General features: G+C 47.5%; 25 protein-coding genes and 5 tRNA genes. 6 read left to right on the forward strand and 24 right to left on the reverse strand.

Annotation, left to right across the window (positions count from 1 at the left end; all coding sequences use genetic code 11):
* Positions 1 to 2 precede the first annotated feature (2 nt).
* The 9 genes from LZU85_RS11020 to mutY form a co-directional block, all read right to left on the reverse strand.
* A tRNA-Thr gene (locus LZU85_RS11020) sits at positions 3 to 75 on the reverse strand.
* Positions 76 to 133: 58 nt separating this feature from the next.
* A tRNA-Phe gene (locus tag LZU85_RS11025) sits at positions 134 to 209 on the reverse strand.
* A gap of 234 nt (positions 210 to 443) precedes the next feature.
* Positions 444 to 2,069, reverse strand: coding sequence for a methyl-accepting chemotaxis protein (locus tag LZU85_RS11030; RefSeq protein WP_237287104.1), 1,626 nt, complete (start codon positions 2,067 to 2,069; stop codon positions 444 to 446).
* A gap of 233 nt (positions 2,070 to 2,302) precedes the next feature.
* Positions 2,303 to 2,378: transfer RNA gene (locus tag LZU85_RS11035), tRNA-Asn, on the reverse strand.
* A 39-nt stretch (positions 2,379 to 2,417) separates the two neighbouring features.
* Positions 2,418 to 2,493 (reverse strand) — tRNA-Thr (locus tag LZU85_RS11040).
* Between the two features lie 51 nt (positions 2,494 to 2,544).
* Positions 2,545 to 2,620, reverse strand: a tRNA-Phe gene (locus LZU85_RS11045).
* 101 nt (positions 2,621 to 2,721) lie between these two features.
* Positions 2,722 to 3,861: a membrane-bound lytic murein transglycosylase MltC gene (gene mltC, locus LZU85_RS11050; protein ID WP_237287105.1), complete on the reverse strand. Its 1,140-nt coding sequence runs from the start codon at positions 3,859 to 3,861 to the stop codon at positions 2,722 to 2,724.
* 79 nt (positions 3,862 to 3,940) lie between these two features.
* The gene (locus LZU85_RS11055) at positions 3,941 to 4,213 is read right to left on the reverse strand and encodes an oxidative damage protection protein (protein ID WP_011079450.1); all 273 of its coding nucleotides are present in this window, start codon (positions 4,211 to 4,213) and stop codon (positions 3,941 to 3,943) included.
* Positions 4,214 to 4,234: 21 nt separating this feature from the next.
* The gene (gene mutY, locus LZU85_RS11060) at positions 4,235 to 5,287 is read right to left on the reverse strand and encodes an A/G-specific adenine glycosylase (RefSeq protein ID WP_017789828.1); all 1,053 of its coding nucleotides are present in this window, start codon (positions 5,285 to 5,287) and stop codon (positions 4,235 to 4,237) included.
* 165 nt (positions 5,288 to 5,452) lie between these two features.
* Between mutY and trmB the strand changes: the two genes are divergently transcribed.
* Together trmB and glsB are read left to right on the forward strand one after the other, a co-directional pair.
* Positions 5,453 to 6,172 carry a tRNA (guanosine(46)-N7)-methyltransferase TrmB gene (gene trmB / locus LZU85_RS11065; protein WP_224657194.1) on the forward strand — a complete coding sequence of 240 codons (720 nt, stop codon included), beginning with the start codon at positions 5,453 to 5,455 and terminating at the stop codon, positions 6,170 to 6,172.
* A 126-nt stretch (positions 6,173 to 6,298) separates the two neighbouring features.
* On the forward strand, positions 6,299 to 7,219 hold the full coding sequence (glsB, locus tag LZU85_RS11070) for a glutaminase B (RefSeq protein WP_237287106.1): 921 nt from the start codon (positions 6,299 to 6,301) through the stop codon (positions 7,217 to 7,219).
* A gap of 133 nt (positions 7,220 to 7,352) precedes the next feature.
* On the opposite strand, the gene hemW is transcribed toward glsB, so the two are convergent.
* Genes hemW through LZU85_RS11105 form a run of 7 tightly spaced genes read right to left on the reverse strand, consistent with a single transcriptional unit; the run spans position 7,353 to position 12,074 of the window.
* On the reverse strand, positions 7,353 to 8,525 hold the full coding sequence (gene hemW / locus LZU85_RS11075) for a radical SAM family heme chaperone HemW (RefSeq protein ID WP_237287107.1): 1,173 nt from the start codon (positions 8,523 to 8,525) through the stop codon (positions 7,353 to 7,355).
* A gap of 9 nt (positions 8,526 to 8,534) precedes the next feature.
* Complete coding sequence (locus tag LZU85_RS11080) at positions 8,535 to 9,137, reverse strand: XTP/dITP diphosphatase (RefSeq protein WP_047108899.1); 603 nt, start codon at positions 9,135 to 9,137, stop codon at positions 8,535 to 8,537.
* A 10-nt stretch (positions 9,138 to 9,147) separates the two neighbouring features.
* The gene (locus tag LZU85_RS11085; protein ID WP_011079457.1) at positions 9,148 to 9,579 is read right to left on the reverse strand and encodes a DUF4426 domain-containing protein; all 432 of its coding nucleotides are present in this window, start codon (positions 9,577 to 9,579) and stop codon (positions 9,148 to 9,150) included.
* A 42-nt stretch (positions 9,580 to 9,621) separates the two neighbouring features.
* Positions 9,622 to 9,912 (reverse strand): DUF167 family protein YggU, encoded by a 291-nt coding sequence (yggU, locus tag LZU85_RS11090; protein ID WP_017789833.1) that lies wholly within the window; start codon positions 9,910 to 9,912, stop codon positions 9,622 to 9,624.
* Positions 9,912 to 10,469, reverse strand: coding sequence for a YggT family protein (locus LZU85_RS11095; protein WP_013571095.1), 558 nt, complete (start codon positions 10,467 to 10,469; stop codon positions 9,912 to 9,914). The genes yggU and LZU85_RS11095 overlap by 1 nt, the downstream gene beginning before the upstream one ends.
* Positions 10,470 to 10,510: 41 nt before the next feature.
* Positions 10,511 to 11,329: a pyrroline-5-carboxylate reductase gene (proC, locus tag LZU85_RS11100; RefSeq protein ID WP_039554700.1), complete on the reverse strand. Its 819-nt coding sequence runs from the start codon at positions 11,327 to 11,329 to the stop codon at positions 10,511 to 10,513.
* Between the two features lie 34 nt (positions 11,330 to 11,363).
* Entirely contained in the window at positions 11,364 to 12,074 is a 711-nt protein-coding gene (locus LZU85_RS11105) for a YggS family pyridoxal phosphate-dependent enzyme (RefSeq protein WP_237287108.1), read from the reverse strand.
* Positions 12,075 to 12,098: 24 nt separating this feature from the next.
* Here LZU85_RS11105 and LZU85_RS11110 point away from each other — a divergent pair, with 24 nt between their 5' ends.
* The 4 genes from LZU85_RS11110 (at position 12,099) to tyrS (ending at position 16,561) form a co-directional block, all read left to right on the forward strand.
* Positions 12,099 to 13,136, forward strand: coding sequence for a type IV pilus twitching motility protein PilT (locus LZU85_RS11110; RefSeq protein ID WP_176299740.1), 1,038 nt, complete (start codon positions 12,099 to 12,101; stop codon positions 13,134 to 13,136).
* 18 nt (positions 13,137 to 13,154) lie between these two features.
* A complete protein-coding gene (locus LZU85_RS11115) occupies positions 13,155 to 14,261 on the forward strand; it encodes a PilT/PilU family type 4a pilus ATPase (RefSeq protein ID WP_176299741.1) in 1,107 nt (368 codons plus the stop codon).
* 113 nt (positions 14,262 to 14,374) lie between these two features.
* Complete coding sequence (locus tag LZU85_RS11120) at positions 14,375 to 15,172, forward strand: helix-turn-helix transcriptional regulator (RefSeq protein WP_176299742.1); 798 nt, start codon at positions 14,375 to 14,377, stop codon at positions 15,170 to 15,172.
* A gap of 108 nt (positions 15,173 to 15,280) precedes the next feature.
* A complete protein-coding gene (gene tyrS, locus LZU85_RS11125) occupies positions 15,281 to 16,561 on the forward strand; it encodes a tyrosine--tRNA ligase (protein WP_237287109.1) in 1,281 nt (426 codons plus the stop codon).
* Between the two features lie 39 nt (positions 16,562 to 16,600).
* On the opposite strand, the gene ruvX is transcribed toward tyrS, so the two are convergent.
* The 8 genes from ruvX to metK all read right to left on the reverse strand — a co-directional run bounded on the left by ruvX (position 16,601) and on the right by metK (position 23,049).
* Complete coding sequence (gene ruvX, locus LZU85_RS11130; protein WP_011079464.1) at positions 16,601 to 17,023, reverse strand: Holliday junction resolvase RuvX; 423 nt, start codon at positions 17,021 to 17,023, stop codon at positions 16,601 to 16,603.
* 21 nt (positions 17,024 to 17,044) lie between these two features.
* The gene (locus LZU85_RS11135) at positions 17,045 to 17,608 is read right to left on the reverse strand and encodes a YqgE/AlgH family protein (RefSeq protein WP_176299744.1); all 564 of its coding nucleotides are present in this window, start codon (positions 17,606 to 17,608) and stop codon (positions 17,045 to 17,047) included.
* Between the two features lie 52 nt (positions 17,609 to 17,660).
* Entirely contained in the window at positions 17,661 to 18,614 is a 954-nt protein-coding gene (gshB, locus tag LZU85_RS11140) for a glutathione synthase (protein WP_237287110.1), read from the reverse strand.
* 14 nt (positions 18,615 to 18,628) lie between these two features.
* The gene (gene rsmE, locus LZU85_RS11145) at positions 18,629 to 19,360 is read right to left on the reverse strand and encodes a 16S rRNA (uracil(1498)-N(3))-methyltransferase (RefSeq protein ID WP_237287111.1); all 732 of its coding nucleotides are present in this window, start codon (positions 19,358 to 19,360) and stop codon (positions 18,629 to 18,631) included.
* Positions 19,361 to 19,471: 111 nt separating this feature from the next.
* A complete protein-coding gene (locus tag LZU85_RS11150; RefSeq protein WP_237287112.1) occupies positions 19,472 to 20,167 on the reverse strand; it encodes an endonuclease in 696 nt (231 codons plus the stop codon).
* 100 nt (positions 20,168 to 20,267) lie between these two features.
* A complete protein-coding gene (locus tag LZU85_RS11155; protein WP_103200083.1) occupies positions 20,268 to 20,774 on the reverse strand; it encodes a SprT family zinc-dependent metalloprotease in 507 nt (168 codons plus the stop codon).
* Positions 20,775 to 20,847: 73 nt separating this feature from the next.
* Positions 20,848 to 21,642, reverse strand: a complete 795-nt coding sequence (locus LZU85_RS11160; RefSeq protein ID WP_011151188.1) for a DUF2189 domain-containing protein — start codon at positions 21,640 to 21,642, stop codon at positions 20,848 to 20,850.
* A gap of 252 nt (positions 21,643 to 21,894) precedes the next feature.
* Complete coding sequence (gene metK / locus LZU85_RS11165; RefSeq protein WP_011079472.1) at positions 21,895 to 23,049, reverse strand: methionine adenosyltransferase; 1,155 nt, start codon at positions 23,047 to 23,049, stop codon at positions 21,895 to 21,897.
* Between the last annotated feature and the right edge of the window lie 136 nt (positions 23,050 to 23,185).

The raw sequence follows: 23,185 nt of genomic DNA on the forward strand, positions 1-23,185 counted from the left end.
GGTGCCGACTACCGGAATCGAACTGGTGACCTACTGATTACAAGTCAGTTGCTCTACCTACTGAGCTAAGTCGGCGCACTATATTCTTTTTAAATTGTCGTTCGTACGTTAAGCACCAACGACTTTAAATTCGTGGTGCCCGGAGGCGGAATCGAACCACCGACACGAGGATTTTCAATCCTCTGCTCTACCGACTGAGCTATCCGGGCGACGAGGTGTATTAAACGGTTTTTCGCTTTCTAGGTCAATATAAAAATAGAAAAAAAATATCGTTTGCTGATTTTATGCCCGCAATGAGGTGTTTTTATTCGTTTTAAACGATCGAAGTACAGTATATAGACATCTGAGCGATGCGAATTTCTCATATTAGCAAGTGAGTTTGCGTTGCTATCGAATAAAAAAAGCACGCTTTAAAGCGTGCTTTGCGTTAAATCAGCGTGAGCTTATCGCTTTACGGAAAACTTAGTAACCCAATTTTCCAATTGGTTTGCCAGCGTTGCTAGGCTACGAGTGCTGTTATGACTCTCTGTCACTACGGTTGTTAACTGATTGCCGCTGTCTTCGATCATGTTTATGCGTTTAGCAATGTCATCACTGACTTCTGTCTGCTCTGCGGCAGCGGTTGCGATTTGTTGACTCATCGTGCTAATTGACTCGAGTGCCAGTACGATTTGTTGCAGCGCCTCTGAGGCATTTTGAGACTCCACCACCGTGCTTTGACTTGTTTCGGCACACACTTCCATGGTTTGGATGGCGTTGCGAGAACCTTGTTGCAAGTTATTGATCATCAACTGGATCTCTTTAGTGCTGGATTGGGTTCTTCCTGCAAGATTACGTACTTCGTCCGCGACGACGGCAAAACCTCTTCCTTGCTCGCCCGCACGAGCGGCCTCAATGGCAGCGTTGAGGGCCAGTAAGTTAGTTTGCTCTGCAATGTCTCCGATCACATCGAGGACCTTCACGATATTGTTCACGTCTTGATCAAGATCTGCCACCGCTTGGCTTGCGGTACCAAGTTGTTGGGCTAGCCCCTGAATATTGGTGACGGTATTTCTGATCAAAACTTGCGTATGCTTGCTTTGCTTGTCCGCCTCATCCGTATTGTTGGCAGTATCACTGGCAGAATCAGCGACATGGTTGGCGGACGATGCCATTTCCGTCATCGCAGTTGCAATCATCGCGGTCGATTGTTGCTGAGTTGTGGTCAGGTTAGATATCGCGTCAGAACGACTTTCAACCGAGGCCAACTCACCACGCAATGCGTACATAGAACGCTCAAGGTTGGTGATCATCTCAGCCAAAGATCGGCTCATCTCTTGCACGGCTTGGTATATGCTGCCTTGAGGTGCTTGGGTATCAAATGTGGTTTGGATTTTTCCTTTCGCCACGTCTTGCACCGCGTTTCTCACATCATTTGGTTCGCCACCTAGCAGATTGAGCATTTTGTTGATGGATACAATCAATCCACCCAGAATTGCGCCAGCAATCGCCAGACAAAGAAATAGCTGCCATTGAGCCGTTGACCAAAAACGGGCATTGACCTCATTGAAGCCGATGCCGGTACCGACCACCCAACCCCAATGCGGCGTTCGTTCTGCGATCGAGAGTTTTTCTTCAATCGAGCCATCGGCCAGTTTTTGCGTCCAAGTATATTCCACCAGTTGGCCTGTTTTTCGGCCAAGCACATCTAGGATTAACTGGCCAACACTGTTGCCATTACCATCACGAAAATCATGAAAACTGGTGCCATGAAGTTGTGGATCTAATGGAGTGGCAATAAAGATCATTTTTTCATCAGCGACGTAAACATACTCATTGTCTTTGTAGATGTTATTACGCAGTAGTCGAGTGGCCAGTGCTTTGGCTTCGTCTTCGGGCATTTTGCCTTCAACAGCCATTTTCTCGACTTCGGTCAGGATGCTATAAGCGCTGCGAAAGAGTTCGGTTACTCGTGCTTTGTTATCTAGATTGCTGGCAACCCTCAGTGTCCAAAGGCCAGTAGCGGTTAACGCGAGGAGGGCAATTAAGATAATTCCCGATAATAAATAAGCTTGTGTCTTAAGTTTCATAGTAATGCTCATATTGTAGTCACAATGAACACGGCAAATGCTTAGTTTGTCCGTTTAATTGAAACGAAATATTAATGTAGCACGACTGAAACAAATAGCAGCTTAGTCTTAAAGCATGATCGCGATTAAATTTATGGCGTGAAAAAAGTATAAATGGAAGAAAAATAATGAACTAACAGGGAAACAAATTGCAGAAAAGAAAAAAGCCAAGTCTTTCGACTTGGCTTTGAAAGTGGCTCCTCCTGCTGGGCTCGAACCAGCGACCTGCGGATTAACAGTCCGTCGCTCTACCGACTGAGCTAAGGAGGAACTATTCTGTGTTTCTTGCATGCAAGACAACGTTGTAAATGGTGCCGACTACCGGAATCGAACTGGTGACCTACTGATTACAAGTCAGTTGCTCTACCTACTGAGCTAAGTCGGCACACTATATTTTTTTATCGCTCGTACATTTAGCACCAACGATTTGAAATTGTGGTGCCCGGAGGCGGAATCGAACCACCGACACGAGGATTTTCAATCCTCTGCTCTACCGACTGAGCTATCCGGGCAACGGAGCGCTATTAAACGGATTTTTGATTCTCTCGTCAACCGATTTTTAGAAAAAAGTTCAAAAAAAAACGCGAGTGTTGAGAAAGTAGACGCACGTCAACTAAAGCGACGTACCTTGGTTAAAATCTTGTTTAAATTTGGTCACTTTTTCTAGATAGCGACGAGCTTCCGCATTGGGGTGTTTTTTGGTTAATGCCCAATAAACTTGATTAGGTTGCAATGCGTTGAGATCGCGCATTGCGCGTTTTCGATCGTTGCGATTAAAGGTGTTGAGTACACCGCCTGTACCACCGTTGTAGGCTGAAATCATCGAATATTCGAGAGATATTGGATGATTGACCTCTTTCAGATAGCGATTTTTCAACAGATAAAAATAGGCCGTTCCGGTGTCGATATTGTTTTCTGGGTTAAAGAGATATTCCGGACTGGGTTCGCCACTGCGATTTTTAACCAAGTTGAACACATCGCGCCCAGCCGTTTTGGGCACCACTTGCATCAAACCATAGGCGTTGGCCCAGCTCACTGCATAGGGGTTGAAGCTGCTTTCGGTTTTGATGATGGCGTAAATCAGATCTTCGGGAATGTCGTACTTAGTTGAGGCGCGGCGTACGATATCGGCGTATTTATAACTGCGTTTGTCTACGTGGTCTGCCACCATGGGAATTTCAACGTAGTAGGCTTTCTTAAAATCAACCGTACGTGTCTTGAGTTTATTGGCGATCAGATAATCGGCAAAGCGATTGGCGCGCCAAGTCCACTGGATAGCTTGTTTGTCTTGATCCAACACTTGATTGTAGAGAAAAGGTTGCCCTTCCAAGCGGATCTCTTTGGAGGAGAAAAGATCGACATTGGCCGGATCATCTGGAGTTAGCAAGGTAGTGATAATGGCATTTTTCAGGTGCTGTTTGGGTTCTGTGGGTGAAACCGTCTCAATGAGGATGGTGCCATTGCTAAAGTTGACATCGGCTCGGCTGAGGTAATTGTCTATGTATTTCACATAGTTACTTTTGCCTGCCATTTTTACTTCTCGGCTCCCCCAGCGTTTTTCAATATTGCCTGAGAAGCTGTTGATCAAAGCATCCAGTGCTGCCGTGTCTTTTTCAAATTGTCCTGGCAGCTCTGCGAGATTTTTAGCAAAGCGGTTGGTCGGTTGGTAATTGACGTCATAGATGTTTTCGATAAATTCGCGGCTACAACCGGTTAAGAGCAATGCAGCTAAAAAATACCCAAACTTTTTCATCGTTTACCCATTCAAACCTAAAAAAATGACACCAAAGCGTTGGCTATGATGTCATTGATTAACCATGAAGAAAACCAGATTATTTGCTCGGTGGTGTGTAACCTTCGATATGGACTTCTTTACCTTCAAAGAGGAAGTTGACCATTTCAGTTTCGAGCAATTTGCGGTGTTCAGGATCCATCATGTTGAGCTTTTTCTCATTGATCAACATGGTTTGCTTATGCTGCCACTGACCCCAAGCTTCTTTAGAAATGTTGTCAAAGATGCGCTTTCCAAGCTCTCCTGGGTACAACTGAAAATCTAAACCATCAGCTTCTTTGTTTAGACGAGCACAAAACACAGTGCGGCTCATAATGACTCCTTAAATAAAGCATTAACGAAGTTCATGGGGCAAGCTCTCCAGCAATTGTTTGACGGGAGCCGCTAACCCAACTTCTTCGGGATTGGCTAAGTTATACCAAAGACCATTGCTGGCTTCCATCACCATGTCAGGTTGCTTTGATAGGTCCAGCAAAATCGGAGTGATGTCGAGATGGTAATGGCTAAAAGTATGGCGAAAAGCAATTAAGGTGTTTTGTGTGCGAATGTCACCCTCTTTTATGCCTCGCTTCTCGAGCAGTGCTTCAAGTTGTGCATGCTCATTTTGCGGAAAGCAAAACAATCCGCCCCAAATACCACTTTGTGGCCTTTGTTCCAACCACACTTGATTGTTGTAGTGCAGCATGGCAAACCACGTTTCTTTAACGGGTTTCTCTTTTTTAGGCTTTTTACCGGGGTAGTCCAGCGGGTTACCTTGTTTGTTGGCTTGGCATAGCTCGGCCACAGGGCACAATGTGCATTTGGGTTTGCTGCGTGTGCAGACCATTGCCCCCATATCCATCATCGCTTGGTTGTATTTATCGACATCGGTATTGGGGGTATGTGCTTCCGCTAATTGCCACAATTGGTTTTCGACCGTTTTTTGCCCAGGCCAACCTTCAACGGCAAAGGCGCGAGATAAGGTGCGTTTCACATTGCCATCAAGAATGGCATGTGGCTGTTTGTGAACGGAAGAGAGCACGGCAGCGGCGGTAGAGCGGCCAATCCCCGGCAGCGCATTCATCTGCTCCAGTTCCAATGGAAATTCACCATGATATTGCTCAGCCACCATTTTCGCGGCTTTGTGCAGATTGCGTGCGCGAGCGTAGTAGCCTAACCCCGTCCATAGATGAAGCACTTCATCTTGCTCGGCGTTGGCGAGATCAACCACGGTCGGAAAGCGCTGTAAAAAACGTTGGTAATAGGGAATCACGGTCGCAACTTGCGTTTGTTGCAGCATAATTTCCGATAACCAAACGCTGTAGGCGCTCTTATTGTGTTGCCAAGGAAGGTTTTTTCTTCCGTAGGCGTCATACCATTTCAAAATGGCGCTGGCAAAAGGTGTCACGACATGCTCTGTGTTCTATTATTTGTAGGCAAAATTGCACCACAGATTGTGATGAAAGTACAACCGACAAAGTGTGGGGATAATGGTTTTTATTGATAACACTTGCACCAAAGAAAATTCTTTGGATAATCCCCGCTTTGATTAATCAATGTGCAGGCAGAATCCATGAGTGAAGTCACCACTAACGAATACAATGAAGACGGCAAGCTGATCCGCAAAATCCGCAGTTTTGTTCGTCGCGAAGGCCGTTTAACCAAAGGTCAAGAAAATGCGATGAAAGAGTGCTGGCCAACAATGGGCATCGATTACCAAAAGCAACTTCTTGATTGGAAAGAGGTATTTGGTAACGATAATCCTGTCGTGCTTGAAATTGGCTTTGGTATGGGCGCTTCTTTGGTTGAAATGGCGAAAAATGCCCCTGAAAAGAACTTCTTTGGTATTGAAGTGCACAGCCCTGGCGTTGGTGCGTGTCTGTCAGACGCTCGTGAAGCGGGCATCAGCAATCTGCGTGTGATGTGTCATGATGCGGTTGAAGTGTTTGAGCACATGATTCCGAACGACAGCCTAGCCACTTTGCAATTGTTCTTCCCAGACCCATGGCACAAAAAGCGTCATCACAAGCGTCGTATCGTACAGCTTGAGTTTGCGGAAATGGTTCGTCAAAAGCTGATCCCGAATGAAGGCATCTTCCATATGGCGACGGATTGGGAAAACTACGCTGAGCACATGATTGAAATCATGAACCAAGCGCCAGGTTACCGCAACATTGCCGAAGAAGGTGATTATATTCCACGCCCTGAAGAGCGTCCGCTGACCAAATTCGAAGCGCGTGGCCATCGTCTCGGCCACGGTGTGTGGGATATTAAATTTAAGCGAGTGAGCTAATCGCGGATTTATTGTTTGACTGGTTTTTATAAAATCAGCACACTGCGAAAAAGAAGAGCCAACATTGAGAAATGTTGGCTTTTTTGACCCTACAATAAACACAATAATGGTTTGGTAAAGTCTGTCATGAAGCCAACAAAAGAACTGCTCAACGAAATTTTGCATGAAGTTCGCCCTTTGATTGGGCGTGGGAAAGTCGCCAACTATATTCCTGCTTTGGCCAGAGTGCCGGCACATAAGCTTGCTATCGCGGTGTACACCAATCAAGGTGAGGTGATCAAAGCGGGAGATGCCGATGAGGCGTTCTCGATTCAATCCATTTCTAAAGCGCTGAGTTTAACCCTCGCCATGGGCCTGTATCAGCCGGACGAAATTTGGCGTCGAGTGGGCAAGGAGCCTTCTGGACAGGCGTTTAACTCGCTGATTCAGTTAGAAATGGAGCAGGGGATTCCGCGCAACCCGTTCATTAATGCGGGGGCGATTGTGGTGGCCGATCTGCTCGCCAGCCGTTTATCTGCGCCACGCCAGCGTTTGCTGGAATTTGTCCGCCAGCTTTCTGGTGAAACGCATATCTGTTACGACAAAGTGGTGGCTGCCTCTGAAATGATGCACAGTGACCGCAATGCGGCCATTGCCTATCTGATGCGTTCATTTGGCAATTTTGAGAACGAAGTGATCCCGGTTTTGAACAACTACTTCCATGCTTGCGCATTGAAAATGAGTTGCGTCGATTTGGCGAAGACCTTTAGTTATTTAGCCAATAAAGGCGTGTCGGTACACACAGACCAACGCGTTATTAGCCCTGTGCAAACCAAACAGCTCAATGCCTTATTAGCAACTTGTGGCTTGTACGATGGGGCGGGGGAGTTTGCGTATCGTGTGGGGATGCCAGGCAAATCGGGCGTGGGCGGTGGGATCATCGCCATCGTGCCGGGGGATATGACCATTGCGGTTTGGTCACCAGAGTTAGACCCGTCAGGAAACTCGTTAGCGGGTACGAAAGCGCTAGAGTTGCTTTCTGAGCGAATTGGGCGTTCGATTTTCTAAAGAAGTGATTTCACGAAAAAAGGAAAGGGTTGGTGTCCGTGCGCCAACCCTTTTGTCATTTATCGAGCTTAGTGTTGTTTCGCTTCTCGAAGGACGAAGTCCTTTCTCTCATCTCGAAGCGTAGCGTCCTTACTTAACTCTCTTCAGCCATAAACGCTTCGAGCAAGTCGTTTAGGAACAGCTTACCTTTCTCTGTGATTTGCCAACTGGTTTCGTTGTCATTCAAATAGCCCATCTCAACGGCCCATTGAATGGTTGTCTCGATAAAACTCAGTGGTAGCCCTGTTGTGTCAATGAAATCTTGTTTAGGGCACGCTTCCATCAATCTAAAGCGATTCATAAAGAACTCGAACGGTCGATCGATCTCTTCGACCAACTGTTCGCTATCAAGATAGGGTTTGACCATATTTTGATGCGCCGCCAAGTAGCCCTTCGGGTGCTTAATTTTGGTGGTGCGAATGATGCGACCGTCAGTAAAGCTCAGTTTGCCGTGTGAGCCACAGCCAATCCCTAAGTAATCACCAAAACGCCAGTAGTTAAGATTGTGCTGACATTGATAACCGGGTTTGCTGTAACCGGAAATCTCATACTGCACGTATCCCGCTTGTGTGAGTTTTTGATGGCCTTGCTCAAAGATGTCCCACAACTGGTCGTCGTCGGGGAGAACCGGCGGTTTGTAGTAGAACATGGTATTTGGCTCAATAGTGAGCTGATACCAAGAAAGATGAGGCGGATTAAGTTCAATCGCTTTGTCTAGATCGGCCAGAGCTTGTTCGATGCTTTGATCGGGCAAACCGTGCATGAGATCGAGGTTAAAACTGTTCAAGCCAATTTGATGAGCCAGTTTCGCGGCGTTCACTGCTTCATCTTGGCCATGAATACGCCCCAAACGCTCAAGTTTTTGCTGCTCAAAACTTTGTACACCGATGGAGATGCGCGTGACCCCTGCTTTGCGATAGCCCGCAAAGCGCTCAGCTTCGATGGTGCCGGGATTGGCTTCCATGGTGATCTCGATCGAAGGCGTAAAGGGAATGCGTTTTTCGATCCCTTGCAAAAGATCTCGAATGCCTTCTGCTGAGATGAGGCTTGGTGTGCCTCCACCGATAAAAATCGAGTGCAGTGGTCTTGGCGCGCGGTGAAGCTGATACTTTTCGATGTCACGGTAAAGATCTTCCAGCAGCGCATTGATGTACATCTGCTCTGGGATCTGCTCTTTGAGTGCGTGAGAGTTGAAGTCGCAATAAGGGCACTTTTGTACACACCATGGGATGTGAACATACAAACTGAGTGCTGGGGGCGTTAACATGCGAGCACCTTATACTAAAGGTTGTTCACGGAGCGTAGCAAAAAGCTGTTTCAATGCTTTACCACGATGAGAGAGTTGTTTCTTGCGCACAGGTTCAAGCTCGGCAGAAGCGCAGTTGTCTTCTGGGACGAAGAAGATTGGATCGTAGCCAAAGCCGTTGTCACCGTGTGCTTGCGTTAAGATACGGCCTTCCCATTTGCCGTGGCAGACAATGGGGGTCGGGTCGTTTTCGTGGCGCATCAGTACCAACACACAATGGAAACGCGCGGTACGTTTTGCTTCTGGCACACCTTCCATCGCTTTTAAGAGCTTTTCTAAGTTTTCTTGATCTGAGGCTTTCTCTCCTGCGTAACGTGCAGAGTAAATCCCAGGAGCGCCCTGAAGAAAATCCACTTCTAAACCTGAATCATCCGCAATCGCTGCAAGCCCGGTCTCTTTAGCGGCGTGACGCGCCTTGATGATGGCATTTTCAATGAAAGTCGTGCCCGTTTCAGCCACTTCAGACACATTGAATTCGCTTTGTGCGACGACATCAAAACCGAAATCGGCAAGTAGGTCTGCCATTTCGCGAACTTTGCCTTGGTTACCTGTGGCTAATACGATCTTTTTCATGGTGTTCTCGTTATTCTTCAACATAAAACTTTTGGGTAAATTTGAGTTTGCCTGCGCCTTTGATGCCTGCGTTGACATCCAGATCGAAGGTCAGGGTCTCTTCGTGGCTGATCGGCAACTCCGCTAAATAATAAATCGCGCTTCCTTCTTGGACACGCTTAAATTCCAGAGTACGAATTTGGCCGAGTAAATTCTTGGCTTGGCCGGATATTGTGGCGTCGAGTGCTGGTTTTCCTACACGGCTTTTGTCCAACACACTGATGTTGATAATGGCACTGTATTCGTTACGTTTTAGCCCATAGCTTCTCGCCACTTTGGCGGTTAAAAAGGTGGAATTGAATGCGATGTAATGCACTTCCGCATCTTTAATGGTTTTGAATTGTTCTGCCCATGTTGGTAGAGCCATCAGACAACTCAGTAACGCAACCATCCATTTGTTCATTGTAGACTTCCTTACTCGTTATTGGCGGTAAACAAAAAGCCATCACAAGATGGCTTTCACTTCGTCTGGTATTTGTTGTGGAGCGTGAACACGCACTTGTTTGTGCCGTCCGAGTTCTCCTTTTTCTATCGTGACCAGACTTTTAGCAACTTTAAACCACTTACCCAGTAACTTGGTTAAATGCCCATTTGCTTTCCCATCGACGGGGGGCGCGGTGATGGCAATTTTCAGTTCATCACCATGCAAGCCAAGGATTTTATCACGACTTGCTTTGGGTTGGATGTAGAGACGAAGCACCACATCCTCACCATCAAGCCAAACCGCTGGGTTCATTACAACTGATACCAAATCGGGCCAATCACATCGCCCATCAGGAAGTTGGCAAATTGCAGTGCGATGAACAGCACCAGCACGCTTAAGTCAAAGCCCCCCATGGCGGGCAAAATACGACGAATCGGTGCCAGCATAGGTTCAGTTAATTGATGGAACACGTATTCGATAGGGCTGCGACCTTGACTCACCCAGCTCAGAATCGCACGGATCAATAGCACCCAGAACAACAGACCACCTGCGGCTTTCACCAGTGACAGTAGGCCAAGGTAGAGGAAATCGGCACTAAAGGTGACGGAACCACCAGAAGCAATCAGGATCAGCGCAACAAACTTCAACACACATAAGACGTAGGCAAACAACACGGTTGCTAGGTCTAGGCTACCAATGGATGGAATCACACGGCGCAGCGGGCCAATCACGGGTTGGGTTGCTTTGACGATAAACTGCGAAAATGGATTGTAAAAATCCGCACGCGCGGCTTGCAGCCAAATTCGTAATATCACGACCATGATATAGAGATCAAACAGCGTCGAAATCAGAAAACTCATTGCATTCATAGATGCCCCTTAAAACGTAGAGCTGCTAAGCAGCCAGGTGATTAAAACAGTTTTTCCATCTCTTGCGCGCGAGCCACTGCCGCTTGCATGGCTTTAGCTACGATATCAGAGAGTTGATGTTCATTGAAAGTGCGCAATGCTTCGGCGGTGGTCCCTCCTTTCGAGGTGACGTTCTCGCGCAGAGTCGCCAGTTCGGTGTCTGGGTTTTCCACCACCATACTGGCCGCCCCCAATGCGGATTGTTGAACCAGTAAACGAGCGGTTTGTTTATCAAACCCTTGCGCCATCGCTTCAGCTTGCATGGCTTCCATAAAGAGGAAGAAGTACGCTGGAGCACTGCCTGCCGCCGCAATAACGTGGTTAATGCCCGATTCTTCATCGACCCAGCAGGTTTTGCCGACCGCTTGCATCAACTGCTCGGCAAAGTGGCGATCTTGCTCGGCCACTGAGACTGGTGCATATAAGCCGCTCATGCCTAACCCGAGTTGTGATGGGGTATTGGGCATGACGCGCACTAAGTTGAGTTGAGTGGCGAGCATGTCATTTAATCGTGCGCAATTGATGCCTGCGGCAATCGAAATAACCAGCTTATTGGAGAAATCGACGGATTGCAGCGGTTTGCACACCTCTTCCATCATTTGCGGTTTGACAGAAAGGACGATCACGTCTGCTTGCGTTGCTGCCATGAGATTATCGCTGGTGGTCTGAATGCCAAACTGCTGCTCAAGGGGTAAACGACGCGTCTCGCTGGGTGCGGTGGCAGTGATTTTATCGGCAGGGTAACCGTCTGCCACTAAGCCAGAGACAATGGCTCTCACCATATTGCCAGCACCGATAAAAGCGATGTTCTTATGTTCCATATTTCTGTTCCGCTAGTAAGTAAAAGTCGCTGAGTTACGCTTTATTGCTGTAATCGCGATGGCCAAAAATGGCGGTGCCAATACGCACCATGGTTGAACCTGATTCGATGGCGGCATCCATGTCGCCGCTCATGCCCATCGATAAAGTGTCCACGCTTGGATAGCGTTGAACCAAACGTTGTTGTAGCTCAGTAAGCGGTTGGAATGCAGCCAGCTGAGATGCGTGGTCATCGACGTTCTCAGGGATTGACATCAACCCTCTTAACGTGAGGTTCGGGAGGGTAGAAATCAACTCAGCAAGTGCAAATATTTCCTCACTGGATACGCCTGACTTAGAGGCTTCGCCGCTGGTGTTCACTTGGATCAGCACTTGCAGCGGTGGGAGCTCGGCTGGGCGTTGATCATTTAAACGTTGAGCGATTTTGTCACGATCAATGGTGTGTACCCACTCAAAGTGCTCCGCCACTAAGCGACTTTTATTCGATTGAATGGGACCGATAAAATGCCACTCGATTTGCATCTCTGGATGGTTTTCGGTAAAAAAACGGACTTTTTCTACACCTTCTTGCACGTAGTTCTCACCAAACGCTCGTTGGCCGACCTGAAACGCTTCTAGAATCGCCTCGACAGGTTTGGTTTTGCTCACCGCCAAAAGTTGCACTGAGTCTGGAGCTCGTCCACACTTTTGCGTAGAGGCGTGAATCTGTGTGGTGATCTGTTCAATGTTTTGTTGAATACTGTTCATCGCAATTCTTTTAAGGGAAAAATAATGGATATCACTGAGTTACTGGATTTTAGTGTAAAGCATAATGCGTCAGATCTACATCTTTCTGCAGGTGTGCCTCCTATGGTACGCATAGATGGTGATGTAAGAAAGCTTGGTGTGCCTGCATTTAGTCATGCTGATGTGCATCGCTTGGTTTTTGAGATCATGAATGACTCACAGCGCAGTGAATTTGAAGAGAAGCTGGAAGTCGATTTTTCCTTTGAATTGCCAAACGTTGGTCGCTTTCGTGTTAACGCCTTCAACCAATCTCGCGGCTGCTCTGCGGTGTTTCGTACCATTCCAACGACAATACCGACACTGGAAGATCTAGAGTGCCCGCAGATCTTTGAAAAAATTGCGAAAAGCGAGAAAGGCTTAGTGTTGGTCACTGGACCAACAGGTTCGGGGAAATCCACCACCTTGGCTGCGATGGTGGATTACATTAACCGCAACTACAACAAACACATCCTGACCATTGAAGATCCGATTGAATTTGTTCACCCAAATCAGAAATGTTTGATTAACCAACGCGAAGTTCATCGCGACACCCACAGTTTTAAAAATGCTCTGCGCAGCGCATTGCGTGAGGATCCAGACGTTATCTTGGTGGGTGAGTTGCGTGACCAAGAGACCATCAGCCTAGCACTCACTGCGGCCGAAACGGGCCACTTGGTGTTTGGTACGCTACACACCAGTAGTGCAGCCAAAACCATTGACCGTATTATCGATGTGTTCCCTGGCAGCGACAAAGACATGGTGCGCTCAATGCTTTCTGAATCATTGCGCGCCGTTATCGCACAGAAATTGTTGAAACGGATTGGCGGAGGCCGAGTGGCGTGTAATGAAATCATGATGGCAACGCCGGCCATTCGTAACTTGATCCGTGAAGATAAAGTGGCACAGATGTACTCCATTATCCAAACAGGGGCTGCGCACGGCATGCAAACCATGGAACAGAATGCGCGTCAGTTGATGGCACAAGGCAAAGTGGCCAAAGAAGAAGTCGACGCCAAAATTGAAATTGAAGCGATCCAGTTTTAACGAAAGGTGATGAGCGTTATGGACTTGAATAAAATTTTGGAAGGGATGATTACGCTTAAAGCTTCAGACCTCTATATCACCGTCGGAGCGCCAATACTTTTTCGTGTCGATGGCGAACTGCGTCCACAAGGCGAAAAACTCTCACAAAGTGAAGTCGCAAAATTGCTTGATAGCGCAATGGAAGAAGAGCGACGAGCAGATTTTCGTAAAACGCGTGAGTCCAACTTTGCCATTGTGCGTGATTCTGGTCGTTTTCGTGTTAGTGCCTTCTACCAACGAGAGCTACCTGGCGCGGTGATTCGTCGTATTGAGACCAATATTCCAACCTTTGAAGAGTTAAAGCTTCCCAATGTGTTGCAGGATTTAGCGATTGCCAAGCGTGGATTGGTGCTGGTGGTGGGCGCGACGGGCTCAGGTAAATCGACTACCATGGCTGCGATGACCGGCTATCGAAATACCCACCGCAGTGGACATATTTTGACGGTGGAAGATCCGATTGAATTTGTCCACGAACATAAACGTTGTATCGTCACCCAGCGTGAAGTCGGTTTGGATACGGAAAGCTATGAAATCGCACTAAAGAACTCGCTGCGTCAAGCGCCAGATATGATTTTGATTGGCGAAATTCGCAGTCGGGAAACCATGGAGTACGCGATGACCTTTGCCGAAACGGGTCACTTATGCATGGCAACGCTGCATGCCAATAACGCCAACCAAGCACTGGAGCGCATCTTACACTTAGTGCCTAAAGAGCAAAAAGAGCAGTTTTTGTTTGACCTCTCCATGAACCTAAAAGGGGTGGTGGGTCAGCAGTTGATTCGGGACAAAAATGGTAAAGGCCGTCATGGTGTGTTTGAGGTGCTACTAAACAGCCCGCGCGTGTCAGATTTGATCCGTCGTGGCGATTTGCATGAGCTGAAAATGACCATGGCGAAGTCGAAAGAAATCGGCATGCAGACCTTTGACCAATCACTGTATAAATTAGTGGTGAAAGGCAAAATCAGCGAAGAAGACGCACTGCACAGTGCTGACTCAGCCAACGATTTACGTTTGATGCTGAAGACACAACGAGGCGATCTTAGTACTCCCGGGTCTTTGGCAAACGTCAAGATCGATATGGATTAGAGGGGATTTGTGCGCTTTGCTTTCACTCCCTGCAACTCAAGCGAGTTTGATGTAGAGCTTCGAGTCTTGATTGGGCATACTGCCACTTTCTCGGATGAACTGGTGGAGTACGCATGCAGGTCTCGGCTCAAGAATATCTCGCATTAGGTGACGCGATTGCGGCGTTAAAGACGTCGCAATTTACTTCTCGCCTCGTGGCGGTGTTGCGTTGTATTGCTGATTTTGATTGCGCGGTTGTTTTGGGCTATCGCGCAAACAAACATCCTATTTATCTGTATGATTCGCTCTCGAGCCAGCGTGAGCTGCTGTTTCAGCGGTATCTGACTCATGCTTATCTTGATGATCCTTTCTACAGTGCTTTGCAGCACAACACGTGTTCAGGGGTATTTCATTTCTCCGATTTAATGCCGCTCAATCCGCAGCAAAAAGCCTATCAACACCAATTTTATGCGCAAACGGGTTGGCAGGATGAAGTGAGTCTGGTGGTCAATCTTGATGGCGAGCGGTCGATTGTAGTGTATCTCGGCAGCTTTAAGTTGGGCTCTTTTCCGCGCGAACAGATTACAGCTTTGCAACAGCGATTTACGGTGTTGGAAGCCTTGTGTCAGCAGCACTGGCAGCAGCAGCCACTGCGGTTAGCGGAAAGTGCGCAGCCAAACCAAGAGTTACGGATTTGGGTTGAGCGGGCGATCCAAAGTTTTGGCACGCAGCGTTTAAGCCCGCGTGAGCAGGAGATCACCGCATTGCTCATTCAAGGTTTAGACTCACAAGAGATTGCCGATGCGTTGGCCATTAGCCACGGCACAGTCAAAAATCATCGCAAACGCATCTATGCTCAACTGCGTGTCAGCTCATTGAGTGAGCTTTTCCAACTGTTTCTCAATCATCTGATTGGCGCTGCCGCGGATTAGGCAGTCTCTCTTCCTTTGGTCATTAATCACCAAGATTGTCCCTTTAGGGACATCGCTTCTCAGGTTTAAAATTAGTTACTCTGCTTGCCAAGACTTTTGGGAGGCAAAATGAATTCACAGCAACTCTTTGATGATTTACAGCAGCGCGGTTTGATCGCACAAAGCACACCTCTGGAAGCGCTGGTTGAGCGCTTTGCCACGCCGCAAGTGCTGTATTGCGGCTTTGACCCCACCGCAGGCAGTTTGCACATTGGTCATTTGGTCCCACTGCTGATGCTTAAGCGCTTTCAAAATGCCGGACATCAAGCCATTGCCCTCATCGGCGGTGCAACAGGTATGATTGGCGATCCAAGTTTTAAAGCCAACGAGCGTGTGCTCAATAGTACGCAAACCGTGCAGCAATGGGTGAATGATTTAAGTCAGCAAGTCACTCAACTGATGACCTCACCTAGCGAGAAGCCGACATCGCTGATGACGGTCAATAATGCAGATTGGATCGGCAAGATCAATCTGATCGATTTTTTCCGCGATGTGGGCAAGCACTTTTCAGTCAATACCATGATCAATCGTGAATCGGTGAAGCAGCGTTTGGCGCGCCCGGATCAAGGTATCTCCTTTACCGAGTTCAGTTACTCTTTGCTGCAATCCTATGACTTTGCACATCTCAACCGTGAGTTTGGCTGTGCGCTGCAAATAGGCGGCAATGATCAATGGGGCAATATTGTCAGCGGGATTGATTTGACCCGCCGCCTCAATAGCACTGAAGTCGGTGGTTTAACTCTGCCGCTCATAACCAAATCCGATGGTACTAAATTTGGCAAAACCGAAAGTGGCGCCGTGTGGCTTGAGAGTTGCAAAACCTCGCCGTATCGCTTCTACCAGTTTTGGTTAAACAGTGATGATGCGGATGTATACCGATTTTTAGCGTATTACACCTTTTTGAGTACGGCTGAGATTGAGGAAATCCGCCAAGCCGATGCGTTATGCGAAGGCAAGCCAAAAGCACAGCAGATTTTATCGGAGCACGTGACCCGTTTTGTGCATGGTGAAGAGGGGCTCGCTGCGGCGCAGCGTATTACTCAAGCGCTGTTTAGCGGCGATGTGAGCGATCTCAGCTTAAGTGAGTTGTCTCAGTTAGAGTTGGATGGTCTGCCTTGTGTGGCGGCATCACGTACCGATTCCTTAATCGATTTGCTGCTCACTTCAGGTTTAGCCAGTTCCAAGCGTCAAGCGCGCGAGTGGCTGGAGAATGGTGCGATTCGCGTCAATGGTGAGCGAGTAGAGCAAGAAGGTGTGTTACCCGGCTTTGCACTGTTTGATCGCTACTATGTGTTGCAACGCGGTAAGAAGCAGTTTGCTTTGATCAAATTGGAAGGCTTAACTGAGTAATTACAGCGGTTCTACTCGGCCAAGAAAAAAGCAGTGGGGTTAGCCCCACTGAGCTTCAAACCAACTCTCTAAAATAATCACCGCGGATTGGCAATCGACGTTGCCTTTGCTTAAAGCTTTGTAACCGCCCATAGAGAACAGTTCAGAACGCGCTTCCGTGGTTGATAGACGTTCATCATGCAATTCAACCGGAAGGCCAAAGCGTCCTTGTAATCGTTGAGCAAACTTCTTCGCGCGTGGGGTAATGGTTTCTAAGGCCTTGCCGTGTAAATCTGTCGGCAGTCCCACCACCAATAAATTGGGTTGCCACTCTTTGATTTGCTTTTCAATCTCATCCCAATTTGGAATACCGTCATTGGCTTTGAAAGCCTTGAGTGGTGATGCGGTGCCAGTAATTTCTTGGCCGATGGCACTGCCAATGCTTTTGGTGCCAAAATCGAATGCCATGATGGTGCGTGACATAAATAACCTAAATCAAATGGGTTAAGCGTGACCAGCTTGATCGGAAAGCTGAGACGCGTGAATTCCAAGCATCTGCACGGCTTTTTGCCAGCGCATTGCGATAGGGGTATCAAAAATAATGTCGGCAGTTGCTTCTACTGTTAACCATGAGTTCTCTGCCAACTCGGTTTCCAGCTGACCAGCACTCCATCCGGAGTAGCCCAGAGCCACAATGTAGCTAGAGGGCTCGGCTTCCGTCCCTAGCACCGAAAGAATATCTTTCGAGGTGGTGACAGAGATTTGCTCAGTCATTTGTAAGCTGGACTCGTAAAAATCTTTTGGTCGATGGAGGATAAAGCCGCGGTCTTCAGCAACTGGCCCGCCGTTGTAGACAGGTTTGGTTAAACTTGCGGTATTGAGTTGTGGGTGTACTGGTTGAACATCGACTTGTTCAAGCATTTTGCCCACGGTAATGTCGATAGGCGCATTGATCATCAGACCCATAGCGCCGTCTTCATTATGTTCACAGATGTAGATCACGCTGTGTTGAAAGTAAGGATCTTTCATACCTGGCATCGCAACCAGAAAGTGATTTGTCAGGTTCATACAGGACTCCAATCTGTTACAGCAGAGCCATGGTGGGCTCTGCTAGACTACATTACGCTTGAGCTTGTAAACGGCGCTCTATTGCGTCCATCAATTTACCGGTAATTGAGATATCGAAGGCTGCTTCAATTTCGCGAATACAGGTTGGGCTGGTGACGTTAATTTCCGTCAGTTTATCGCCTATCACATCCAAGCCTACAAAAATAAGCCCTTTTTCTTTTAGTGTCGGAGCCACTGCGTTTGCAATTTTTAGATCCGTTTCGCTCAGTGGTCGAGGCTCACCACGGCCACCCGCGGCCAAATTACCACGAGTTTCTCCTTTAGCAGGAATACGCGCGAGGCAATAGGGCATTGGCTCGCCATCCACCACCAAAATACGTTTATCACCGTTGCTGATATCTGGCACGAAAGTTTGTGCCATCGCGTAATTTTGGCCATGGTTGGTCAGTGTTTCGATGATCACAGAGACATTGGGATCGTTTTCTTTGACACGGAAAATCGATGCACCGCCCATACCATCCAGCGGCTTGAGAATGATGTCACCATGCTCTTGGCGAAACGCTTTAATTTTCTCTGCTTTACGTGTCACTATGGTGGTCGGTGTCAATTCTGGGAACCACGCTGTGAACAGTTTCTCGTTACAGTCGCGCAAACTTTGAGGTTTGTTGACGATCAAGGTGCCTTGATCTTCTGCACGCTCAAGAATGTAGGTCGCGTAAATGTACTCCGTATCGAACGGAGGATCTTTGCGCATCAGAACCGCATCAAGTTCCGATAGTGGTAGAGTGTGTTCAGACTTGAATTCATACCATCCGTTTGGATCTTCCTTCAACTCCACGACCTTGGTATCGGCAATCGCTACACCTTGATCTAAGTGTAGATCATTCATCTCCATATAATGGATTTCCCAACCGCGGCGCTGAGCTTCGAGCATCATGGCGAAGCTGGAATCTTTTTTAATGTTAATGGACGAGATTGGATCCATTACGATGCCAAGTTTGATCATCACTATTCTCCGTGTTATCCCAGATCGCCGAAACGAACTTGTAAGGCGGTAATTGCCGTTAACGCTGCCGTTTCTGTGCGTAATACGCGTGGACCTAGCAGTGTTTCTTCAAATTGATATTGTTGTGTCATGTCGATCTCTTCAGAAGAGAGACCGCCCTCAGGGCCGATCAGCAAACGCACTTTGTTGATTGGCTCTGGCAGCGTGTTGATAGAGTATTTTGCGCGTGGGTGTAGGTTGAGCTTTAAGCCATCATACTCTTCTGCACACCAAGCTTCTAAAGACATGATTGGGCGAATTTCAGGAATGGTATTGCGGCCACACTGCTCACACGCGCTGATTGCGATTTTTTGCCACTGGGCCAGTTTTTTCTCGAAACGCTTTTCATCGAGCTTCACACCACAACGGTCAGAAATCAGCGGAGTGATGGTGTTGACTCCAAGCTCAACGGATTTTTGGATGGTGAACTCCATTTTTTCACCACGCGAGATCACTTGTCCTAGATGCAAATCTAATGGTGACTCACTGCTGCGCTCGACGCGTTCATTCAGGGTGACCAACACATTTTTTTTGCCCACCTCACTGATCACCGCCGGGAATTCAGCGCCACTGCCGTCAAACAGCAAGACTTCTTGGCCTTCTTTCATACGCAATACACGGCCAATATGGCCTGCTGCGTCGTCGCAAAGTGCAATAACACTTAGATGTTGAATGGTTTCTGGATGATAAATTCGAGGGATACGCATGGTGATTCAAGTTCCTGACTACGCGAATATTTAGAGACTAACATGGATGCTACGAGGGCAAAAAACAAGAGGGAGACAGAGTTTTCTCCCTTTGATTGTCATTACGGTGAGTTACTGAGTTTGGCAGGACTGCTGTACAAACGGATTATGATTGCCTTGAATCTTGGCAATGCGCTCGTCTCGTCTGCACTCCCATTCATCAACGGGGTATGATTTGTTCCAAGCCTGCATCAGTTGCTGTTGTTGCTTGGAAAGCTTAAAGCCATACTCTTGACTCATGTAGAGATAGGTTCGAGCAATAGACCCACGAGCTCTGTCTGGCGGCATGACTTTACGTTGTTTGAAGTTGACCTGCATTTCACAGCGCCCATAACTGACACCATCCATGCCATTCCACTGACTGAAGTTGAAGTTTGAACGATCGCCATTGACTTCACCGATCGCTGGCGTGAGGTTGTGTAAGTCTGCTTCCATCAAGCGAAACTGTTGATCATTTTTACTGCAGTTTTTGCGCCCACCTTTTTGCCAGCATTGACGCTGGTGGCCAAATTGCCAAGCAGGGACGACATGTTCCCATTCTATACGCGATGCGCGAGTTTGCTGTTTGCGTACTTGGTAACCACATGTCTCCAAGTTAGGAATGCCTTTCTTGCCTTGCCATTCAATGTCGCAGCCACAGTAAAAGCTAATGGGATGATCTTGGTAGATCTTCACCGCCTGTTGTTTGGCGGCAGAGAAGGAGCTGGGTGGCGCGGCCTGGATCGCAAAGGCAGTGAACGAGGCAATAAAAATGAATAATCGCTTCATGCTAAAAGTCTTTAAAAAGTATGACTTTTAGCATTCTAACACGCGTATTTTATTCAATGTAATAAGTAAGTTAATAATAGCAGCAGGGGGGAGTGCCAAGCTATGAGAGTTGGATGCCGGTGAAGATCAAGGTTTGTCGGCACTTTTGGCAGGTATAGCTTGCCTCATTACGCAGAACTTTGTTGTGGCGACGGATAGTTAGCGGAAACTCGCGACATTGGCAGCGATATTGGAAGGTTTTTCCTTGCACGGAAGCGACAGCAAATTGATGTGTCGTGTTGGCGGGCAAGAGAAAGGCGCCTTGCATGATGGATTGCCATTCTGCGCCATGAGGTTTAACTCGGCCATATAACTGATAAGTGAGCAAGTGAGCCACTTCATGAGGAATCACTTCTTCCAAGAAAGCCGTTTTGTTCTCTTTGAACAAAATCGGGTTAAGACGAATTTGATTGAGTTGCAGATACGCCTTACCCGCCGCTTTGCCTCTCAATTGATAGCTAAGAAGTGGCATTGGAAATTGGCGCTGAAAGTAGCGGTTAGCTTTATCGATACAAGCGTGCAGTGCTTTTTGGGCTTGGTAGTGCAGCTCAAACTCGATCTTTTTCATCAAAAATTTGCCCTCATGGTGTGATGAGGGCAAATAATAGCATTATCTGTTGATGCTTCTAGGGGCAAAGACCCTAGTGGTGTTTTTTCTTGATGGTTTCATGGTAGGCGTGCCACGTGGCGTAGCCAAGTATCGGCATGGTGAAGAGCATACCAATGCCATAAGTGGCAAAGCCAATTAGAATGCCGCCACAAATAATGGCTGCCCAAACAATCATTGCCGGAATGTTGGACTTCACGGCATTAAAGCTGCTGAAAACCGCTGTCATCATATCGACTCGGCGTTCCATCATCATCGGAATCGAAAACGCAGAAATGCTAAAGACGATACTGGCTAAGACGAAACCAACGAGTGAACCAATCACTAAGAAAGGAAGAAACTCTGTAAGTGGTGCTCCTTGCACAGAAGGGTAGAGGGCATGGAGTAAAGCGGCAATGCGCATCCAGAAAATCATGCACACCGCTAACAGCACCGCAAAGGCCCATTGAGAAGAAGAGTTGCGGCCAATGGCTTTCATTGAGTGGAGTAGGCTGGCGCTATGGCCGCGTTCTCTTTCCCAACTGGCATCATACAAACCAAGCGCAAGAAATGGGCCGATGAGCATGTAAACCACTAAGCTGGGCATTACCACCAAATGAGTCCCTTGCCACTCAACCAGCAACACAATACCGATGGCGGCAGCCATGAAGCATAAGCCATAAAAGGCGCTGATAAGTGGCATTCGAATGAAGTCATGCAAGCCAAGTGCTAGCCAGTGAAACGGGGCGGACACACTGAGTTGGTTACATGGAATAGTGCGAGCGTATTCGTGATCGGGAACGTCCTTTCGTTTTTGCTCCAGATCCGACGGGTCTACGGTACGAGGCATAGCTCCTCCTTGATCGATTCACTGTCAGACTGACGTTGACTGTCAGTAGGTTTCAGATGCGGGGCAAGCTCTCTTTTATTACCGTTAGCATCTGTTTTGTTGTCGTTAAGATGAGAGATAAATCTCATTTAACATTTATTTAACTATCGTTGGAGTTAGTTAAAAATACAAATGCCGTGGCGAATTTTTCGTCGCACAAATGAAAAAGCCTTCGCATTGAGCGAAGGCTTTGGAGAATGAGGTGAGGTTATCTTACTTGATACCAGCAAACTCACGCAGTAGTGCTGCTTTGTCAGTCGCTTCCCATGGGAACTCTTCGCGACCGAAGTGACCGTATGCTGCGGTCTTCTTGTAGATTGGCTGAAGTAGATTCAGCATCTCTTGTAGGCCGTATGGACGTAGGTCGAAGAACTGACGTACCGCTTCAATGATGATGTCGTGTGATACTTTCTCAGTACCGAATGTTTCCACCATGATAGAGGTTGGATCAGCAACACCGATTGCGTAAGACAGTTGGATTTCACAGCGATCTGCCATACCCGCCGCGACGATGTTTTTCGCTACGTAACGTGCTGCGTAAGCAGCTGAACGGTCTACTTTCGATGGATCTTTACCAGAGAAAGCACCACCACCGTGACGAGCTGCGCCGCCGTAGGTATCAACGATGATCTTACGACCAGTCAAACCACAGTCACCCATTGGACCACCGATAACGAAACGGCCAGTTGGGTTGATGAAGTATTTTGTTTCTTTGTTTAGCCATTCAGAAGGAAGAACTGGCTTGATGATCTCTTCCATAACCGCTTCGCGAAGATCCGGTGTGGAAATAGAATCGCAGTGCTGAGTTGAAAGAACAACCGCATCAATACCAACAATTTTGCCTTGCTCGTATTGGAAAGTAACCTGTGATTTTGCATCAGGACGCAACCATGGCAGTGTGCCATCTTTACGAACTTTCGCTTGACGCTCCATCAAACGGTGCGCGTAAGTGATTGGTGCTGGCATAAGAACTTCAGTTTCGTTACATGCGTAACCGAACATGATGCCTTGGTCGCCCGCGCCTTGCTCTTTAGGATCGGCTTTATCAACACCTTGGTTGATGTCTGGAGACTGTTTACCGATAGTGTTCAGTACTGCACATGAGTTTGCATCGAAACCCATATCTGAATGTACATAACCAATTTCACGCACCGTTTCACGAGTTAACTCTTCGATATCAACCCATGCTGAAGTGGTGATTTCACCACCGACCATTACCATGCCAGTTTTTACGTACGTTTCACATGCAACACGCGCTTTTGGGTCTTGTTCAAGAATCGCATCAAGAACCGCATCAGAAATCTGGTCTGCAATTTTATCTGGATGACCTTCTGAAACCGACTCAGAAGTAAACAGGTGCTTAGCCATGAGAGCTCCACTTTTTTAATCTATTCTGCTGTGAGAATGCATGCTCCAGCAGTAGGAAATACAATAACGTTTGTAGGTGTTTCTACATCTAGACGTCTATTCTAGTTTTGAATGCTCGAATTACAAGCTCTTTTTT

The organism is Vibrio floridensis, from assembly GCF_021852965.1.
GTDB lineage: Bacteria > Pseudomonadota > Gammaproteobacteria > Enterobacterales > Vibrionaceae > Vibrio > Vibrio floridensis.

Excerpts from the sequence above, each read along its gene's own strand:
- LZU85_RS11055 (WP_011079450.1), bottom strand. The coding sequence starts at position 4,213 with ATGAGCCGCACTGTGTTTTGTGCTCGTCTAAACAAAGAAGCTGATGGT.
- LZU85_RS11120 (WP_176299742.1), top strand. The coding sequence starts at position 14,375 with ATGCAGGTCTCGGCTCAAGAATATCTCGCATTAGGTGACGCGATTGCG.
- ruvX (WP_011079464.1), bottom strand. The coding sequence starts at position 17,023 with ATGTCACGCACCATCATGGCATTCGATTTTGGCACCAAAAGCATTGGC.
- trmB (WP_224657194.1), top strand. The coding sequence starts at position 5,453 with ATGAGTGAAGTCACCACTAACGAATACAATGAAGACGGCAAGCTGATC.
- glsB (WP_237287106.1), top strand. The coding sequence starts at position 6,299 with ATGAAGCCAACAAAAGAACTGCTCAACGAAATTTTGCATGAAGTTCGC.
- gshB (WP_237287110.1), bottom strand. The coding sequence starts at position 18,614 with ATGATCAAACTTGGCATCGTAATGGATCCAATCTCGTCCATTAACATT.
- LZU85_RS11030 (WP_237287104.1), bottom strand. The coding sequence starts at position 2,069 with ATGAAACTTAAGACACAAGCTTATTTATTATCGGGAATTATCTTAATT.
- LZU85_RS11135 (WP_176299744.1), bottom strand. The coding sequence starts at position 17,608 with ATGAACCTGACAAATCACTTTCTGGTTGCGATGCCAGGTATGAAAGAT.
- mltC (WP_237287105.1), bottom strand. The coding sequence starts at position 3,861 with ATGAAAAAGTTTGGGTATTTTTTAGCTGCATTGCTCTTAACCGGTTGT.
- yggU (WP_017789833.1), bottom strand. The coding sequence starts at position 9,912 with ATGAACCCAGCGGTTTGGCTTGATGGTGAGGATGTGGTGCTTCGTCTC.
- metK (WP_011079472.1), bottom strand. The coding sequence starts at position 23,049 with ATGGCTAAGCACCTGTTTACTTCTGAGTCGGTTTCAGAAGGTCATCCA.
- proC (WP_039554700.1), bottom strand. The coding sequence starts at position 11,329 with ATGGAACATAAGAACATCGCTTTTATCGGTGCTGGCAATATGGTGAGA.
- rsmE (WP_237287111.1), bottom strand. The coding sequence starts at position 19,360 with ATGCGTATCCCTCGAATTTATCATCCAGAAACCATTCAACATCTAAGT.
- LZU85_RS11115 (WP_176299741.1), top strand. The coding sequence starts at position 13,155 with ATGGACTTGAATAAAATTTTGGAAGGGATGATTACGCTTAAAGCTTCA.
- LZU85_RS11155 (WP_103200083.1), bottom strand. The coding sequence starts at position 20,774 with ATGAAAAAGATCGAGTTTGAGCTGCACTACCAAGCCCAAAAAGCACTG.
- LZU85_RS11150 (WP_237287112.1), bottom strand. The coding sequence starts at position 20,167 with ATGAAGCGATTATTCATTTTTATTGCCTCGTTCACTGCCTTTGCGATC.
- LZU85_RS11160 (WP_011151188.1), bottom strand. The coding sequence starts at position 21,642 with ATGCCTCGTACCGTAGACCCGTCGGATCTGGAGCAAAAACGAAAGGAC.
- LZU85_RS11095 (WP_013571095.1), bottom strand. The coding sequence starts at position 10,469 with ATGAATGCAATGAGTTTTCTGATTTCGACGCTGTTTGATCTCTATATC.
- LZU85_RS11085 (WP_011079457.1), bottom strand. The coding sequence starts at position 9,579 with ATGAACAAATGGATGGTTGCGTTACTGAGTTGTCTGATGGCTCTACCA.
- LZU85_RS11105 (WP_237287108.1), bottom strand. The coding sequence starts at position 12,074 with ATGAACAGTATTCAACAAAACATTGAACAGATCACCACACAGATTCAC.
- LZU85_RS11110 (WP_176299740.1), top strand. The coding sequence starts at position 12,099 with ATGGATATCACTGAGTTACTGGATTTTAGTGTAAAGCATAATGCGTCA.
- hemW (WP_237287107.1), bottom strand. The coding sequence starts at position 8,525 with ATGTTAACGCCCCCAGCACTCAGTTTGTATGTTCACATCCCATGGTGT.
- LZU85_RS11080 (WP_047108899.1), bottom strand. The coding sequence starts at position 9,137 with ATGAAAAAGATCGTATTAGCCACAGGTAACCAAGGCAAAGTTCGCGAA.
- tyrS (WP_237287109.1), top strand. The coding sequence starts at position 15,281 with ATGAATTCACAGCAACTCTTTGATGATTTACAGCAGCGCGGTTTGATC.